The organism is Pseudomonas sp. AC083 (genome assembly GCF_979253165.1).
The window spans coordinates 420,966-435,308 of record NZ_CEEDDH010000002.1; the positions used below are offsets into that span (position 1 = coordinate 420,966).

A 14,343-nucleotide genomic window follows, 5' to 3' on the forward strand; every position below is an offset into this window, starting at 1 on the left:
GACCTTCAAGGCCTCGTGCAAATGCAATCCAGTCTGACCGAATGTGAAGTCGCCCAACTGCGCGCCTCGGCGTCCAAAGCCTGCGCGCTGCTCAAGGCTCTGGCCAATGAGGATCGCCTGTTGATCCTCTGTCAACTGACCCAGGGCGAACGCAACGTCGGCGAGCTGGAAAAAATGACCGGCGTACGCCAGCCGACGCTGTCCCAGCAACTGGGCATCTTGCGCGATGAAGGCCTGGTCGCGACTCGCCGTGAAGGCAAATACATTTTCTATGGCCTGGCCAGTCACGAAGTGATCCAGGTGATGAAAACCCTCTCGGGGCTCTATTGCGGAGCGGTACTCAAGAGCTGGGAACAGCCATAAATGCCAGCCCTAACACTTACTTACCCTGTGGGAGCTGGCTTGCCAGCAATGAGGACTTATCAGCCAACATTTATGTGACTGACACACCGCTATCGCTGGCAAGCCAGCTCCCACAGGTTCTTTGGTTTGACCCGAACAAATCCTTGCGTGCAGCAAAAGGAACAAGCAATGAACGATCAACACTGGGGCCCATCCATCAGTGCGGACATCGTGGTCATCGGCGGCGGCACGGCCGGCATCGGTTTTGTCGCCAGCCTGCTCAAGCGTGACCCGCAGCTCAAAGTCACCGTGATCGAACCGAGTTCACAGCACTACTATCAACCGGCGTGGACGCTGGTCGGCGGTGGCGCGTTTGATGTGAAAGACACCGTCAGGCCGATGAGCCAAGTCATGCCACGGCAGGCAACCTGGATTCAGGCCAGTGTCAGCGCCATCGACCCGCAAAGCCGCCAACTCACCCTCGACGACCAGCGCACCGTCAGCTATCAGAACCTGGTCGTCTGCCCAGGCCTGCGCCTGGCCTGGGAGAAAATCGAAGGTTTACAGGAAAGCCTCGGCCAGCATGGCGTCACTTCCAACTACAGCTATCAACACGCCCAGTACACCTGGGATCAAGTGCAGAAACTGCGCGACGGCCGGGCGCTGTTCACCCAGCCGGCAATGCCGATCAAATGCGCCGGCGCACCGCAAAAAGCCCTGTACCTGTCTTGCGATTACTGGCGCAAATCCGCCGTGCTGAAAGACATCAACGTTGAATTCAATCTCGCTGGCGCTGCACTGTTTGGCGTGCCGACCTTCGTGCCGCCGCTAATGAAGTACATCGAACAGTACGACGCGCAACTGGCGTTCAACTCGAATCTGGTCAAGGTCGACGGCCCGGCGAAAACCGCGTGGTTTGACGTCAAGGACGCCGACGGCAACGTCAGCCGCGTGGCAAAAACCTTCGATCTGCTGCACGTCGTGCCGCCACAAGTCGCGCCGGATTTCATCGCCCAGAGTGCGCTGGCCGATGCCGGCGGTTGGTGCGAAGTCGATCCGCACAGCCTGCAGCATCCGCGTTATCCCGAGGTGTTCGCACTGGGCGATATCTGCGGCACCAGCAACGCGAAAACCGCGGCGGCGGTGCGCAAGCAGGTGGTCGTCGTTGCGCAGAACCTGCTGGCCGCGCGCAAACAACAGCCGCTGCCGCTCAAGTACGACGGCTACGGCTCGTGCCCGCTGACGGTGGAGAAGGGCAAGGTGATCCTCGCCGAGTTCGGCTATGGCGGCAAACTGCTGCCGACTTTCCCGCTGGACCCGACCGTGGCCCGCCGTTCGGCATGGTGGCTGAAAGCGACGCTGCTGCCGTGGTTCTACTGGCACGGCATGCTCAAGGGCCGCGAGTGGCTGACGCGTCTGTCCAGGATCGACTGAGAAAACCCCTATGTTGCTGGCAAGTCTGTTTGGCGTGGTGATGGGGTTGGTCCTCGGCCTGACCGGTGCGGGCGGCGGGATTCTCGCGGTGCCGGCGCTGGTGCTCGGGCTCGGCTGGACGATGACGCAAGCGGCGCCGGTGGCCTTGTTTGCGGTCGGCAGCGCGGCTGCGGTCGGAGCGATCGATGGTTTGCGCCATGGCCTGGTGCGTTACCGCGCGGCGCTGTTGATTGCCGCGTTGGGCGCGGTGTTTTCGCCGCTGGGGATCTACTTCGCACATCAGTTGCCGGAAAAGATTCTGATGATCCTGTTCAGCCTGCTGATGGTTCTGGTCGCCTGGCGAATGTTCAGAAAGGAGCGTCAGCAAGCGGGGCCGAGCGATCACGGCCATGCCAGTTGGGGGCAGAAAAACTGCATGCTCAACGAGCAGACCGGGCGCTTCGACTGGACCGCCAAATGCACCGCCACCCTGGCTGCACTGGGAGCGGTTACTGGCGTGGTTTCGGGTTTACTTGGCGTCGGCGGCGGCTTTCTGATCGTGCCGGCGTTCAAGCAACTGACCGATGTGCAGATGCGCGGCATCGTTGCGACGTCATTGATGGTGATCAGTCTGATTTCCGCGATCGGGGTGATCGGCGCGTTTCATGCGGGGGTGCGTATCGACAGCCAGGGCGCGGCGTTCATTGTCGCCAGTATCGTTGGCATGCTCATCGGTCGCAGGCTGTGCGCGCAGGTGCCGGCGCGGGCGTTGCAGGTGGGGTTTGCCAGTGTCTGTCTGGTGGTGGCGGGGTACATGTTGTTGCGGGCGTGAAGAGCAAAAGATCGCAGCCTCGTTGCACTCGACAGCTCCTACAAGAGATTGCGTTCCTGTAGGAGCTGCCGAAGGCTGCGATCTTCTCAGCGGGTTACAACACCAGGTGCGGCAGCCACAGCGAAATCGCCGGAACGTAGGTCACCAGCAGCAGCACCAGGAACAGCACGCCATAGAACGGCAGCAGCGCTTTCACCGTGCTTTCGATACTGACCTTGCCCACCGCCGAGCCGACGAAGAGCACGGCCCCCACGGGCGGTGTTATCAATCCGATCCCCAGGTTGACCAGCATGATCATGCCGAACTGCACCGGATCGACGCCAATACCCATGATCACTGGCATCAGGATCGGCGTGAGGATCAGGATCAGCGGCGCCATGTCCATCACCGTGCCGAGCAACAGCAGCATGACGTTGATGCACATGAGGATCACGTAGCGGTTGTCCGACAGGGTCAGGAACAGCGTGGTGATCTTCGCCGGAATCTGCATCAGGGTCATGATGTAGCCGAAGCTGGCGGCGAAACCGATCAGGATCATCACAATGGAGATGGTGCGCACCGTGCGGTGCATCAGCTTGGGCAACTCGCTCCATTTGTAGTCGCGGTAGATGAACATGGTCACGAAGAATGACCACAGCACGGCGATGGCCGCCGATTCAGTGGCGGTGAAAATACCCGAGAGAATGCCGCCGAGGATGATCACCATCGCCATCATGCCCCACAGGGCTTCGCCGACGATCTTCAGCGCCTGGCGCATCGGAATCACTTCGCCCTTGGGGTAGTTGCGCTTTTTCGCGAAGATCAGGCACAGCACCATCAGGCAGGCGCTCATCAGCAGGCCCGGGACGATGCCGGCCATGAACAGCGAAGCGATCGACACCGTACCGCCAGCGGCCAGCGAGTAGAGCACCGAGTTGTGGCTTGGCGGAGTCAGCAGGGCTTGCACCGAACCGCTGACGGTCACGGCGGTGGAGAAGTCCCGTGGATAGCCCTTGCGTTCCATTTCCGGAATCAGCACCGAGCCAACCGACGCGGTGTCGGCCACCGACGAACCGGAGATCGCACCGAAGAACGTCGAGGCAACAATGTTGACCAGCGACAGACCACCGCGCACGAAACCGACCAGCACCCCGGCACATGCCACCAAACGCCGGGACATCCCGCCCTCGGCCATGATCGCGCCGGCGAGGACGAAGAACGGAATGGCCAGCAGCGAGAATTTGTTCACCCCCGAGGCGACCTGGATCATCACCGCCTGGAAGGGAATGTCGATCCACCAAGCGCCGATCAGCGCAGCGGCGCCCAACGCGTAGGCGACCGGCATGCCGATCAGGATCAATACGATAAAACTGCCCAGCAGGATCAGAGCGTCCATTAAACGGCACCTTCACTTTCTTCAACCAGGTCGAACTGCACGACCCGACGTTTGCTCTGGTCACCGAGCAAGAGTTTTTCCACGACAAAAATCAGCGTCAGCAGGCCGCCCAGGGGGATCGGCAAATAGGTCACGCCAACCCGCAGATCGGGCAGGGCGGCCATGAACTGGTTCCAGGTGGACATGCACAGCTTGGTCCCCCAGATGGTCATGAAGATGCAGATGGCCGCCATCAGCAGTTGCGAAAAAATCGCCGCTGCGGATTTCAGCTGCGGTGGCATGCGGTCGGTGAGCATGGCCACGGCCATGTGCGCACCGGCGCGGTAACTGGCGGCGGCGCCGATGAAGGTGAACACCATCATCAGCAGGATCGCCGTCGGCTCTGGCCAGCTGGAGCCGGTGCCGAGCACGTAACGGGCGAAGACGCCCCAGGGAATCATCAGGGAAATCGCCAGGACGGAAAGGCCGGCGACCCAGATGCACGTCATGTAGATCTTGTCGTTGATACGCAGCAGCAGATTCTTCATCGGGTTCCACCGTAACCGGGCGCGCCTGAACCGCTGGCGCGCCGGGCCTTTTTCATGAGTACAGAGCGGGAGGCGTTACTGAACGGCTTCGATCTTTTTGATCAGGTCGGCGTACTTCGCGCCGTACTTTTCCCGTACCGGTGCGGTGGCGTCGTAGAAGGGTTTCTTGTCGACTTCGATGAACTCGACCCCAGCGGCCTTGAGTTTCTCTTCGCTGGCAGCGGACTTCTTGTCCCACAACACGCGTTCTTCAGCCTGGGCAGCCTTGGCGGCTTTTTTCACCAGTTGCTGTTGATCCGGAGTGAGTTTTTCCCAGGTGATTTTCGACATCACGATCGGCTCCGGCAGGATCAGGTGACCGGTCAGGCTGTAGAACTTGGCGTTCTGGAAGTGGTTGTGTTCGAGCAGGGTCGGCGGGTTGTTTTCCGCGCCGTCGATCACGCCGGTCTGCAGGGCGCTGAAGATCTCCCCGGTGTCCATGGCGATGCCGTTACCGCCCATGGCGTTCATCATGTCGATGAACATCGGGTTGCCCTGTACGCGGATCTTCATGCCCTTGAGGTCTTCGAGCTTGCGCACCGGTTTCTTGGTGTAGATGTTGCGCGTGCCGCCGTCCATCCACGCCAGGGCCACCAGGCCGAATTCGGAGTTGGTGATCTTGTCGAGAATCTCATCGCCCACCGGGCCATCGATGACGTTACGCATGTGTTGCTGGTCGCGGAAGATGAACGGCATGTTGAACACGTTCACATCCGGCACCACAGGGCCGACGATGCCCAGGCTGACGCGCGACAGCTGCACCGCGCCGACCTGCATCTGCTCGATGACTTCCTTTTCCGATCCCAGCACACCGCCCGGGAAATACTGGAAAGTCAGTTCGCCGTTGGTTTCCTTGGTCAGGGCCTTGCCCATGTTTTCTTCAGCCACCACGGTTGGATAACCGGCGGGGTGAATGTCGGCAAATTTGAGTTTCATTTCCGCCTGAGCGGCACCAGCGAAGGTGAACATCAGCGGGAGTGCAGCGGCGAGCAAGGTGCGTTTGAAGTTCATGGGGGGTGAGTCTCCAGTCTTGTTATTTTTGTGTTCAAGGCGCAGCGGTGCAGCAGAGGGTCTAAAGCAAATCGTTGAATTGCGGTTCGGCGAGGCCTTTGACGCCTGGCTTCAGGGCGAACACGCCGCCGGCCAGGGATTGCGGGTCGTGGTCATCGCCGGGGCGAATCGAGGCGACAAACAAGGTGTCCAGGTTGCTGCCGCCGAAGGCGCACATGGTCGGTTTCTTCACCGGTACTTCCAGCGAGAAATCCAGTCGGCCGTCCGGGGCGAAGCGGTGGATCAGGCCGGCGTCGTTGGCGCAGATCCAGTAGCAGCCTTCGGCATCCACGGCGGCGCCATCGGGGCGGCCGAGGAAATGATTCATGTCGACGAAGATTCGGCGATTCGATGGCGTGCCGGTCTCGGTGTCGTAATCGAAGGCCCAGATCAGTTGCACATTGGGGTGCGAATCCGACAGGTACATGGTTTTGCCGTCAGGGCTGAAAGCGAGGCCGTTGGGCACGATGAAGCCATCCAGCTGCGCTTCGATCACGCCCGTCTGCCCGGCGCTGTAGCGATAGAGCCGGCCTTCAGGCGCGTTCAGGCCCATGTTGAGCACCATGCTGCCCGCCCAGAAACGCCCTTGGCGATCGCAGCGACCGTCGTTGAGGCGCATGTCGGCGCGGCTGTGCTCGACAGTCGCGAGCAATTCGCTGTCGAGGCTGCCGTCGCTGTGCGGGTGCAGGCGAAAGAAGCCGCTTTCCATGCCAGCGACCCAGCCACCACTGCGGTGGCGGGTGATGCAGGCGAGCATTTCCGGGGCCTTCCACGAGGCAACATGGCCAGTGTCAGCGCTCCAGCGTTGCAGTCCGCCGTTGGGAATATCGACCCAGTACAGAGCGTTTTCCTGCGGCACCCAGACCGGGCTTTCACCGACCGCGTTGCGGGCGTCGACGATCAATTCGGCTTGCATACTCATTCCCATGGTTTTTATTGGAGGGGATCAAGTCGAACGGTCAGTCGCCGAACGGGCCTGCTGCGACGAAAGCGCCGCCCTGATAGATCCGCGCCGGGTCATCGTCGGCTGGCATCGGTTGCGCTTCGACCTTGTCGCGGAACACTTCCGAGGTGTCCTTGGCTTCGAAACCGAGGTGGCTGGCGTAGCGGTTGTCCCACCAGACGTCTTTGTTGGCGGACATGCCGTAGACCACGGTGTGGCCGACGTTCGGTGTGTACAGCGAGCGTTCGAGCAGTTGCGTGAGATCGTCGAAGCTCAGCCAGGTGTGCATCATCCGGCGGTTTTGCGGTTCGGGGAACGAGGAGCCGATGCGGATGCTGACGGTTTCGATGCCGTAGCGATCGAAGTAGAAACTGGCCATGTCTTCGCCGTAGGACTTGGACAAGCCGTAGTAACCATCGGGACGACGCGCTGAAGTGGCGTCGAGCTGTTGGTCCTGTTTGTAGAAACCGATGACGTGGTTGGAGCTGGCGAAGATCACCCGCTTCACACCGTGCTTGCGCGCCGCTTCGTAAATGTGGAACACGCCGCTGATGTTGGCACCGAGGATTTCTTCGAACGGGCGCTCGACCGAAACGCCGCCGAAATGCAGGATCGCATCGACCCCTTCGACCAGTTGATGCACGGCTTGCTTGTCGGCGAGGTCGCAGAGCACGACTTCTTCGTGGTCATCGACGGCCGGGGCGAGGGCGGCGATGTCGGACAGGCGCAGCACATTGGCGTAAGGGCGCAGGCGTTCGCGCAGCACTTTGCCCAGGCCGCCGGCGGCACCGGTCAGCAGCAGGCGGTTGAAAGGAGCGCGGGGGGTAGAGGTAGACGTCATGGCAATCCCTGAACACATTGTTATTAGGTTTGTTGTAGGTTGTCGTATGACTGCGCTGAAGTATCGGTAGGGTTTCCGGATCTTGTCAACGCGACTTTTGGTGTAGATGACGGAAGGGGCGATTCATTTTCTCAAGACCCGATACCTGCCTTGCAATGCAATTCCCTTGTGGGAGCGAGCCTGCTCGCGAATGCGGTGTGCCAGTCAGAACAAATCGACTGGTCCGGCGCTTTCGCGAGCAAGCTCGCTCCCACAGGGTAAACCGCCAACCGTTACAACAACGAAATCGGATAGCTGATGAAAATCCGGTTCTCGTCAAATTCGTTGGTGCTGAAGTCCCGGCGAATGGTCGCGTTGCGCCATTTCACGTTGAGGTTCTTCAGCGGGCCGCTCTGCACGGTGTAGGCCAGCTCCGATTCGCGGCCCCATTCCTTGCCGTCATTGGTGGTGGCGGTGTGCACGTTATCGCCGCTGATGTAGCGGTTCATCAGGGTCAGGCCAGGCACGCCCAGCGCAACGAAGTTGTAGTCGTGACGCACCTGCCAGGAGCGCTCTTTGGCGTTGTCATAACTGGCGTTGTAACTGTCGTTGGCCAGGGTGCCGCCGCTGGTGCCGTTGACGCGCATCCAGGCATCGTCGCCGGTGAGTTTCTGCAGGCCGACGTAGAAGGTGTTGCCGCCATACTTTGCCGAGAGCAGGGCGAACGCGGTCTTGTTGTCGAGATCGCCGGCCTGAGCGCTGCCGTCTTCCTTGCCGGTGAAGAAACCGAGGTTGGCGCCCAGCGTCCAGTCGCCCATCGGCTGGCTGTGGCTGAGGTTGAAATACTGCTGCTGGTAGATGTCGGTGAGCTCGGCGTACCACACGCCGACCATGGTGCGCTTTTCGTTGAAGGTGTATTCGCCGCCGCCGAAGTTGAAGCGATCGGAGGTGAACGCACCGCGGCCGTTCATCGACATGTCTTCCATGCTCGCGTCGTTGCGCGGGCTGTTGCCACGAAACTGGCCGCCGTAAACGGTCAGGCCGTTGATCTCGGTGGACGTGATCTGGCCACCGCGAAAGGTCTGCGGCAGGGAGCGGCCATCGTCAGAGCGCAGGATCGGCAGCACCGGCATCCATTCACCGACTTTCAATTCGGTCTTCGAGACTTTGGCTTTCAGCGCCACGCCGAGGCGACCGAAATTGTCGGCCGGGCGACCGTCATCATGAATCGGCAACAACTGCGTACCGCCAGTGCCTTTGCCGCCATCGAGCTTCTGCGAGTACATGCCAAGGATGTCGAGGCCGAAGCCGACGGTGCCCTGGGTGAAGCCGGATTTGGCGTCGAGAATGAAGTTCTGCGTCCATTCTTCAGCCTTGCCCTGCGGATTGGCCGGGTTGACGAAGTTGCGGTTGAAGTAGGCGTTGCGCAGGTTCAGCGTGGCTTTGCTGTCGTCAAGAAAGCCTTCGGCATCGGCGCTCATCGGCAGGGCCAGAGCGAGGCTGCTGCAACCGATCAGGCTGAGGGTCGAACGCGGTTTGAAATGGGCAAAACGTGACGGGCGGACGGAATTGCGGGCGAGTGGGCTCACTGTGACGCTCCCTGGATCGTTTGTTGTTTTTATTATTTGTCATACGTCGTCGTACAACATCGATGCGGATATTTCCCAGATTTACGGGGATTGTCAACTGGAAGTTATGCGATGACCTCCCATGCGACGCAGAACCCCTGTGGGAGCGAGGCTGCTCGCGAATGCGGACTTTCCTTCAATGAAGTTGTCGACTGACACAGCGCTTTCGCGAGCAGGCTCGCTCCCACCGGGTTCCTTGGTGTCCGTCGAGTCGTGTATTGCCCGTCAAATTGCGGCAAACTTCCTCTACCCCCAGCACCAGGCCGATCCATGGATAAATACGCCCCGCGCAACTGGCAACCCCACGAAAAGCCCAGCCTGCCCGGTTCTCCGTCGACACCTCTGCACTCCACGCCCAAGCGCCTGGCTTATGCGGCGGTTGGCGTGCTGGTAGCGGTGACTGGTGGGTTGGGCAACTCGTTGGTGGTTGCCAACCTGCCTTACCTGCAAGGCTCGCTCGGCGCGACCACGGCGGAGATGGCCTGGCTGCCGGCGGCGTATGTGATGACCAACGTGTCGATGAACCTGCTGCTGGTGAAGTTTCGCCAGCAGTTTGGCTTGCGCGCGTTCACCGAGGTGTTTCTGGTGCTGTATGCCCTAGTGACCTTCGGCCATTTGTTCGTCAACGATCTCAACTCGGCAGTGGCGGTGCGGGCTGCCCACGGCATGGTCGGTGCGGCACTGAGCTCGCTGGGTCTGTATTACATGGTCCAGGCGTTCCCGGCGAAATGGCGGCTCAAAGCGTTGGTGCTCGGCCTCGGCACGTCGCAATTGGCGTTACCGCTGGCGCGGCTGTTTTCCGAAGACCTGTTGCAGATCGCCGAATGGCGCGGTTTGTACCTGTTCGAATTGGGCATGGCCCTGCTGTCACTCGGCTGTGTCTTGCTACTGAAATTGCCGCCCGGTGACCGCTTCAAAACCTTTGAAAAACTCGATTTCCTCACCTTCGCCATCCTCGCCACGGGTGTAGCGTTGTTGTGCGCGGTGCTGTCGCTGGGGCGGATCGACTGGTGGCTGGAGGCAGACTGGATCGGCGTGGCGCTGGCCTGTTCGATCGCGCTGATCATCATGGGCCTGGCCATCGAGCATAACCGCAGCAACCCGATGCTGATGACCCGCTGGCTGGGCAGCGGAACGATGATCCGCCTCGCGCTGGCGGTGACCCTGATTCGCATGGTCACCTCGGAGCAATCCACCGGCGCGGTCGGTTTCATGCAGAACCTCAACATGGGCTATGAGCAATTGCACAGTCTGTATGTGGTGATGCTGATCGGCAGCATCGCCGGGCTTGCCACCAGCGCGTTGACCATCGATCCCAAACACCTGCTGATGCCGTTGATCATTTCCTTGGCGCTGATGGCCACCGGTTCGGTGATGGACAGCTTCTCGAACAACCTGACCCGCCCCGAAAACATGTATTTCAGCCAGTTCCTGCTGGCGTTCGGCAGTACGTTTTTTCTCGGCCCGACCATGGTCTTCGGCACGCGCAACGTGCTGACCAATCCGCGCAACCTGGTGAGTTTTTCCGTGCTGTTCGGGATCTGCAACAACCTCGGCGGACTGCTCGGCGCGGCGTTGCTTGGCACTTTTCAGATCGTGCGGGAGAAGTACCATTCCAGCCACATCGTCGATCATCTGGTGATGTCCGATCCCTTGGTGGCTGCGCGAGTGCAGAACGGCGGCTCGGCGTTCGGCGGTTTGCTCGCCGACCCGAGCCTGCGCAATCTGGCCGGCATGCGCAGCCTCGCCAATGCGGCGACACGCGAAGCGAACGTGCTGGCCTATAACGATGTCTTCATGCTGATTGCGGTCATTGCCGTCCTGACCATGATCTGGCTTTCGATTCGCGCGTTGTGGCTGATGAGCACCACCAAAGCCATTGAGCCGACACCTTCCGTACCACCCAGCGGTGCCACTTCTTCATGACCGAACCGACCACCACAACCACCAACGCCATCGCCGCCACGCCTGAAGGGGAGGCGCCGCCATCGTCACCGAATACCGCGCCGCGTTCGCTGCGGGTGCGGATCATCTCTTCGCTGGGCTTTGCCGCAATCGCCATCGTCGGCGTGCTGATCGTGCTGTATGCGTGGCAACTGCCGCCATTCAGCAGTGCGGTCGAAACCACCGAAAACGCCTTGATTCGCGGGCAGGTGACGATCATCGGTCCGCAGCTCAGCGGCTATGTGTTCGAGGTGCCGGTGCAGGACTTCCAGTACGTCAAGGCCGGGGACCTGCTGGTGCGTCTGGACGACCGCATTTATCAGCAACGCCTCGACCAGTCCCTGGCACAACTGGCGGTGCAGAAAGCCGGATTGGCCAACGTCGTGCAGCAGCGCAACAGCGCCGAAGCGACGATCAAATTGCGTCAGGCGGTGCTCGCCGACAGCCAGGCGCAGTTGCGCAAGAGCGAGGCGGATCTGCGGCGTAATCAGGAACTGGTGCGCGACGGCTCGGTGTCCAAGCGCGAATTCGACGTGACCCTCGCTGCCAACGCGCAGAGCACGGCTTCTGTGGCGCAGGCCAAGGCCAATCTGGAAATCGCCCGGCAGGATCTGCAAACGGTGATCGTCAATCGCGGCTCGCTGGAGGCCGCCGTGGCCAGTGCTGAAGCTGCGGTGCAACTGGCGCGGATCGATCTGTCGAACACGCGAATTGTCGCCCCGCGCGACGGCCAGCTCGGGCAGATCGGCGTGCGCTTGGGGGCCTACGTCAACTCCGGCGCGCAGCTGATGGCGTTGGTCCCGGACCAGAAGTGGGTGATCGCCAACATGAAGGAAACCCAGATGGCCAACGTGCGGGTCGGGCAACCGGTACGCTTCACCGTCGACGCCTTGAACCACCGCAGATTCACCGGCCACGTGCAGCATATTTCGCCGGGCACCGGTTCTGAATTCGCCTTGCTGCAGGCCGACAACGCCACCGGTAACTTCGTCAAGATCGCCCAGCGCGTGCCGGTGCGCATCACCATCGATCCCGATCAGCAGGAAGAAGAACGCTTGCGGCCGGGGATGTCAGTGGTTGTCAGCATCGACACCGCCGCCGGCGACACCCAACCCCACTGATCAATGCATGACCCTGTGGGAGCGAGCCTGCTCGCTCTCACAGGATTAGTGCGCACGGGCTCTATTCACTCGGCCGAGGGAGTGACCCGGCAACTTTTGCGGTTGCGGATCTGCTCGTCGCTGGGTCTCTCGCGAACGAATTCGAAGCGCGGTTCGCCTTCGCTGTAATGCACCAGCCAACCCCATTCCAGTTCGCTTTCGTCCTGTCCGGGATGCGGTGGCCGGGCCCACCAGGGTTCTTTGCTGAGGATCTCGCGCATGGCAGCCTCCGGTTGATGGCAATCCTTGAACTATAGCTTCCTGTTGCGAGTCGTCAGAACAGGCTGTGTAGAATCGGCGCGATCATGACGATATGGGGGGCAGGGCGATGATCGATGAAGTGCGCAGGCAGGAACCGTCGAAACGGCTGTTTTTCGCTTTGGATTGCCCACCGGCGCAGCGCAAGGCAATCGCCCAGTGGCGCGCAGAACTGGGCCTGCGCAGCGGCAAACCGGTGCCGGCGGATAACTTTCATCTGACTCTGCTGTTTCTCGGTGCGGTGCCGCTGGCGCAGATTCACGGCGTCTGCGAAGCAGCGGGCAGTGTGCGTATTCCCGGCGAAACGTTGCGCATTGCGCTGGATCGCTTGCAGGTCTGGCATCGCCCCGGTGTGCTATCGCTGGCACCGGAACAGGCGCCGCCCGCGTTGTTGCGCCTGGTCTACGCGCTGGAGCAGGCGATGCTGCCGTTCGGTTTTGACGAGCCCACCCACGAGTTCCGCCCGCACCTGACGCTGGCCCGCGAATACCGCGCGCCGGAGCCGGAAGCGCGCACGCCACCGGAGTTCTTTCTGCGCGCGGAACGCTTCGCCTTGTTCGAATCGCACAAGGGTCGCTATCGGGTTTTGCAGGACTGGCCGCTGATCTGAACGGACAAAAAAAGGCGCCCGAAGGCGCCTGCAAATTCACCCGAGCCGAGGGAGCCGGGTGAGGCCGTTCAGAGCAGGGTGCAGCGGTGGTAAGGCGCTGCGTGAACGGAAAATTTTCAGCACTGCTTTGCTTCATTGTGGGAGCGAGCCTGCTCGCGAAAGCGTCGGCACATCCAATATTTTCGTCGCCTGTCCTACCGCCTTCGCGAGCAGGCTCGCTCCCACATTTTGATCATCGCTGTTTTTATTTCCCGAGCTTCACCCGCGTCCAGCCGCGCGTCATGATCCGCTGCGTGGCAATCGGCTGATCCGGCACTGCATACAAAGTCGCCATCACCGCTTGCGAAGGATACGAGCCCGGTTCGTTGCGGATCGCTTCGTCCACCAATGGCGTGGCCGCTGCGTTGGCGTTGCTGTAGCCGATGCTGTTGGTGACTTCGGCAATGATGTCCGGGCGCATCAGGAAGTCCATGAACAGGTAGGCATTGTCGACGTTCGCCGCATCCCGGGGGATGGCGACCATGTCGTAGAAGCTGCCGGCGCCTTCCTTGGGAATGCTGTAGTCGATCACCACGTTGTTGCCCGATTCCACCGCGCGAGCCTTGGCCTGCAGGACGTCGCCGGAGTAACCGACCGCTACGCAGATGTTGCCGTTGGCCAGATCGGAGATGTATTTCGAGGAATGGAAATACGCCACGTACGGGCGGATTTTCATGAACAGCGCTTCGGCTTCGGCGATGTGCGCCTTGTCCTTGTCGTTCACCGGATAGCCCAGATAGTGCAGGGCGGCCGGGAGCATTTCGGTCGGCGAATCGAGGAAACTGATGCCGCAGGCTTTGAGCTTTTCCGCGTTCTCCGGTTTGAACAGCAAGTCCCAGGAGTTGGTCGGGGCGTTGGCGCCGAGAACTTCCTTGACCTTCGCCGGATTGAAACCGATGCCGATCGAGCCCCACATGTACGGGAACGCGTGCGCGTTGTCCGGATCACTGGCGGCGGCGTTTTTCAGCAGCACCGGGTTGAGATTCTTCCAGTTCGGCAGCTTCGATTTGTCCAGCGGCTGGTAGACGCCGGCTTTGATCTGCTTGGCCAGAAAACTGTTCGACGGCACGACGATGTCGTAGCCGGATTTGCCCGCGAGCAGGCGCGCTTCCAGGGTTTCGTTGCTGTCGAAGACGTCGTAGGTCACGCGAATGCCGGTCTCGTCTTCGAACTTTTTCACGGTGTCCGGCGCGATGTAATCGGACCAGTTGTAAACACGCAGCACCTTGTCGTTGGCCTGGGCGCCCATGACCATTGCGCCCATTAAGGACAGTGTCAGCAGAGTCCTGCCAAACATTTTCATCGGTACAACTCCCTTCTTCTTATTCAACAAAACAAAAGCTCGGTGCACTTGAACCTTGTG

The 14,343-nt window shown here is 60.8% G+C and carries 14 protein-coding genes; 6 read left to right on the top strand and 8 right to left on the bottom strand.

Features of this window, described 5'->3' with window-relative positions:
- The first annotated feature begins 21 nt into the window (after positions 1 to 21).
- The 3 genes from AC0IXA_RS05050 to AC0IXA_RS05060 all read left to right on the top strand — a co-directional run bounded on the left by AC0IXA_RS05050 (position 22) and on the right by AC0IXA_RS05060 (position 2,587).
- Positions 22 to 363: an ArsR/SmtB family transcription factor gene (locus AC0IXA_RS05050; RefSeq protein ID WP_016775194.1), complete on the top strand. Its 342-nt coding sequence runs from the start codon at positions 22 to 24 to the stop codon at positions 361 to 363.
- Positions 364 to 531: 168 nt separating this feature from the next.
- Positions 532 to 1,776: an NAD(P)/FAD-dependent oxidoreductase gene (locus AC0IXA_RS05055; protein WP_471812025.1), complete on the top strand. Its 1,245-nt coding sequence runs from the start codon at positions 532 to 534 to the stop codon at positions 1,774 to 1,776.
- 10 nt (positions 1,777 to 1,786) lie between these two features.
- A complete protein-coding gene (locus tag AC0IXA_RS05060; RefSeq protein ID WP_151552484.1) occupies positions 1,787 to 2,587 on the top strand; it encodes a sulfite exporter TauE/SafE family protein in 801 nt (266 codons plus the stop codon).
- A gap of 94 nt (positions 2,588 to 2,681) precedes the next feature.
- Here the strand turns inward: AC0IXA_RS05060 and AC0IXA_RS05065 are convergent, their stop codons facing one another.
- The 6 genes from AC0IXA_RS05065 to AC0IXA_RS05090 form a co-directional block, all read right to left on the bottom strand.
- Positions 2,682 to 3,962 carry a TRAP transporter large permease gene (locus AC0IXA_RS05065; protein WP_016775191.1) on the bottom strand — a complete coding sequence of 427 codons (1,281 nt, stop codon included), beginning with the start codon at positions 3,960 to 3,962 and terminating at the stop codon, positions 2,682 to 2,684.
- A complete protein-coding gene (locus AC0IXA_RS05070; RefSeq protein WP_016775190.1) occupies positions 3,962 to 4,489 on the bottom strand; it encodes a TRAP transporter small permease in 528 nt (175 codons plus the stop codon). The genes AC0IXA_RS05065 and AC0IXA_RS05070 overlap by 1 nt, the downstream gene beginning before the upstream one ends.
- Before the next feature lie 75 nt (positions 4,490 to 4,564).
- The gene (locus AC0IXA_RS05075; protein ID WP_471812027.1) at positions 4,565 to 5,539 is read right to left on the bottom strand and encodes a TRAP transporter substrate-binding protein; all 975 of its coding nucleotides are present in this window, start codon (positions 5,537 to 5,539) and stop codon (positions 4,565 to 4,567) included.
- Between the two features lie 61 nt (positions 5,540 to 5,600).
- The gene (locus AC0IXA_RS05080) at positions 5,601 to 6,494 is read right to left on the bottom strand and encodes an SMP-30/gluconolactonase/LRE family protein (RefSeq protein ID WP_471812029.1); all 894 of its coding nucleotides are present in this window, start codon (positions 6,492 to 6,494) and stop codon (positions 5,601 to 5,603) included.
- A gap of 43 nt (positions 6,495 to 6,537) precedes the next feature.
- Positions 6,538 to 7,362 carry an NAD-dependent epimerase/dehydratase family protein gene (locus AC0IXA_RS05085; RefSeq protein WP_110645549.1) on the bottom strand — a complete coding sequence of 275 codons (825 nt, stop codon included), beginning with the start codon at positions 7,360 to 7,362 and terminating at the stop codon, positions 6,538 to 6,540.
- A 272-nt stretch (positions 7,363 to 7,634) separates the two neighbouring features.
- The gene (locus AC0IXA_RS05090) at positions 7,635 to 8,930 is read right to left on the bottom strand and encodes an OprD family porin (protein WP_341637207.1); all 1,296 of its coding nucleotides are present in this window, start codon (positions 8,928 to 8,930) and stop codon (positions 7,635 to 7,637) included.
- A 309-nt stretch (positions 8,931 to 9,239) separates the two neighbouring features.
- Between AC0IXA_RS05090 and AC0IXA_RS05095 the strand changes: the two genes are divergently transcribed.
- Together AC0IXA_RS05095 and AC0IXA_RS05100 are read left to right on the top strand one after the other, a co-directional pair.
- A complete protein-coding gene (locus tag AC0IXA_RS05095; protein WP_471812032.1) occupies positions 9,240 to 10,895 on the top strand; it encodes an MFS transporter in 1,656 nt (551 codons plus the stop codon).
- The gene (locus tag AC0IXA_RS05100) at positions 10,892 to 12,034 is read left to right on the top strand and encodes an HlyD family secretion protein (protein ID WP_110600944.1); all 1,143 of its coding nucleotides are present in this window, start codon (positions 10,892 to 10,894) and stop codon (positions 12,032 to 12,034) included. Before AC0IXA_RS05095 ends, AC0IXA_RS05100 begins: the two co-directional genes overlap by 4 nt.
- Before the next feature lie 65 nt (positions 12,035 to 12,099).
- Here the strand turns inward: AC0IXA_RS05100 and AC0IXA_RS05105 are convergent, their stop codons facing one another.
- Positions 12,100 to 12,294, bottom strand: a complete 195-nt coding sequence (locus AC0IXA_RS05105) for a hypothetical protein (RefSeq protein ID WP_110600946.1) — start codon at positions 12,292 to 12,294, stop codon at positions 12,100 to 12,102.
- A gap of 107 nt (positions 12,295 to 12,401) precedes the next feature.
- Here AC0IXA_RS05105 and thpR point away from each other — a divergent pair, with 107 nt between their 5' ends.
- Positions 12,402 to 12,941: an RNA 2',3'-cyclic phosphodiesterase gene (gene thpR / locus AC0IXA_RS05110; protein ID WP_281893671.1), complete on the top strand. Its 540-nt coding sequence runs from the start codon at positions 12,402 to 12,404 to the stop codon at positions 12,939 to 12,941.
- Between the two features lie 244 nt (positions 12,942 to 13,185).
- Here the strand turns inward: thpR and AC0IXA_RS05115 are convergent, their stop codons facing one another.
- Positions 13,186 to 14,283 carry a polyamine ABC transporter substrate-binding protein gene (locus tag AC0IXA_RS05115; RefSeq protein WP_095182000.1) on the bottom strand — a complete coding sequence of 366 codons (1,098 nt, stop codon included), beginning with the start codon at positions 14,281 to 14,283 and terminating at the stop codon, positions 13,186 to 13,188.
- Positions 14,284 to 14,343: the final 60 nt, after the last annotated feature.

What these genes read in the sequence shown, in the direction of transcription:
- AC0IXA_RS05095 (WP_471812032.1), top strand. Translation starts at nt 9,240, where the DNA reads ATGGATAAATACGCCCCGCGCAACTGGCAACCCCACGAAAAGCCCAGC.
- AC0IXA_RS05100 (WP_110600944.1), top strand. Translation starts at nt 10,892, where the DNA reads ATGACCGAACCGACCACCACAACCACCAACGCCATCGCCGCCACGCCT.
- AC0IXA_RS05050 (WP_016775194.1), top strand. Translation starts at nt 22, where the DNA reads ATGCAATCCAGTCTGACCGAATGTGAAGTCGCCCAACTGCGCGCCTCG.
- AC0IXA_RS05075 (WP_471812027.1), bottom strand. Translation starts at nt 5,539, where the DNA reads ATGAACTTCAAACGCACCTTGCTCGCCGCTGCACTCCCGCTGATGTTC.
- AC0IXA_RS05085 (WP_110645549.1), bottom strand. Translation starts at nt 7,362, where the DNA reads ATGACGTCTACCTCTACCCCCCGCGCTCCTTTCAACCGCCTGCTGCTG.
- AC0IXA_RS05055 (WP_471812025.1), top strand. Translation starts at nt 532, where the DNA reads ATGAACGATCAACACTGGGGCCCATCCATCAGTGCGGACATCGTGGTC.
- thpR (WP_281893671.1), top strand. Translation starts at nt 12,402, where the DNA reads ATGATCGATGAAGTGCGCAGGCAGGAACCGTCGAAACGGCTGTTTTTC.
- AC0IXA_RS05115 (WP_095182000.1), bottom strand. Translation starts at nt 14,283, where the DNA reads ATGAAAATGTTTGGCAGGACTCTGCTGACACTGTCCTTAATGGGCGCA.
- AC0IXA_RS05105 (WP_110600946.1), bottom strand. Translation starts at nt 12,294, where the DNA reads ATGCGCGAGATCCTCAGCAAAGAACCCTGGTGGGCCCGGCCACCGCAT.
- AC0IXA_RS05060 (WP_151552484.1), top strand. Translation starts at nt 1,787, where the DNA reads ATGTTGCTGGCAAGTCTGTTTGGCGTGGTGATGGGGTTGGTCCTCGGC.
- AC0IXA_RS05070 (WP_016775190.1), bottom strand. Translation starts at nt 4,489, where the DNA reads ATGAAGAATCTGCTGCTGCGTATCAACGACAAGATCTACATGACGTGC.
- AC0IXA_RS05080 (WP_471812029.1), bottom strand. Translation starts at nt 6,494, where the DNA reads ATGCAAGCCGAATTGATCGTCGACGCCCGCAACGCGGTCGGTGAAAGC.
- AC0IXA_RS05065 (WP_016775191.1), bottom strand. Translation starts at nt 3,962, where the DNA reads ATGGACGCTCTGATCCTGCTGGGCAGTTTTATCGTATTGATCCTGATC.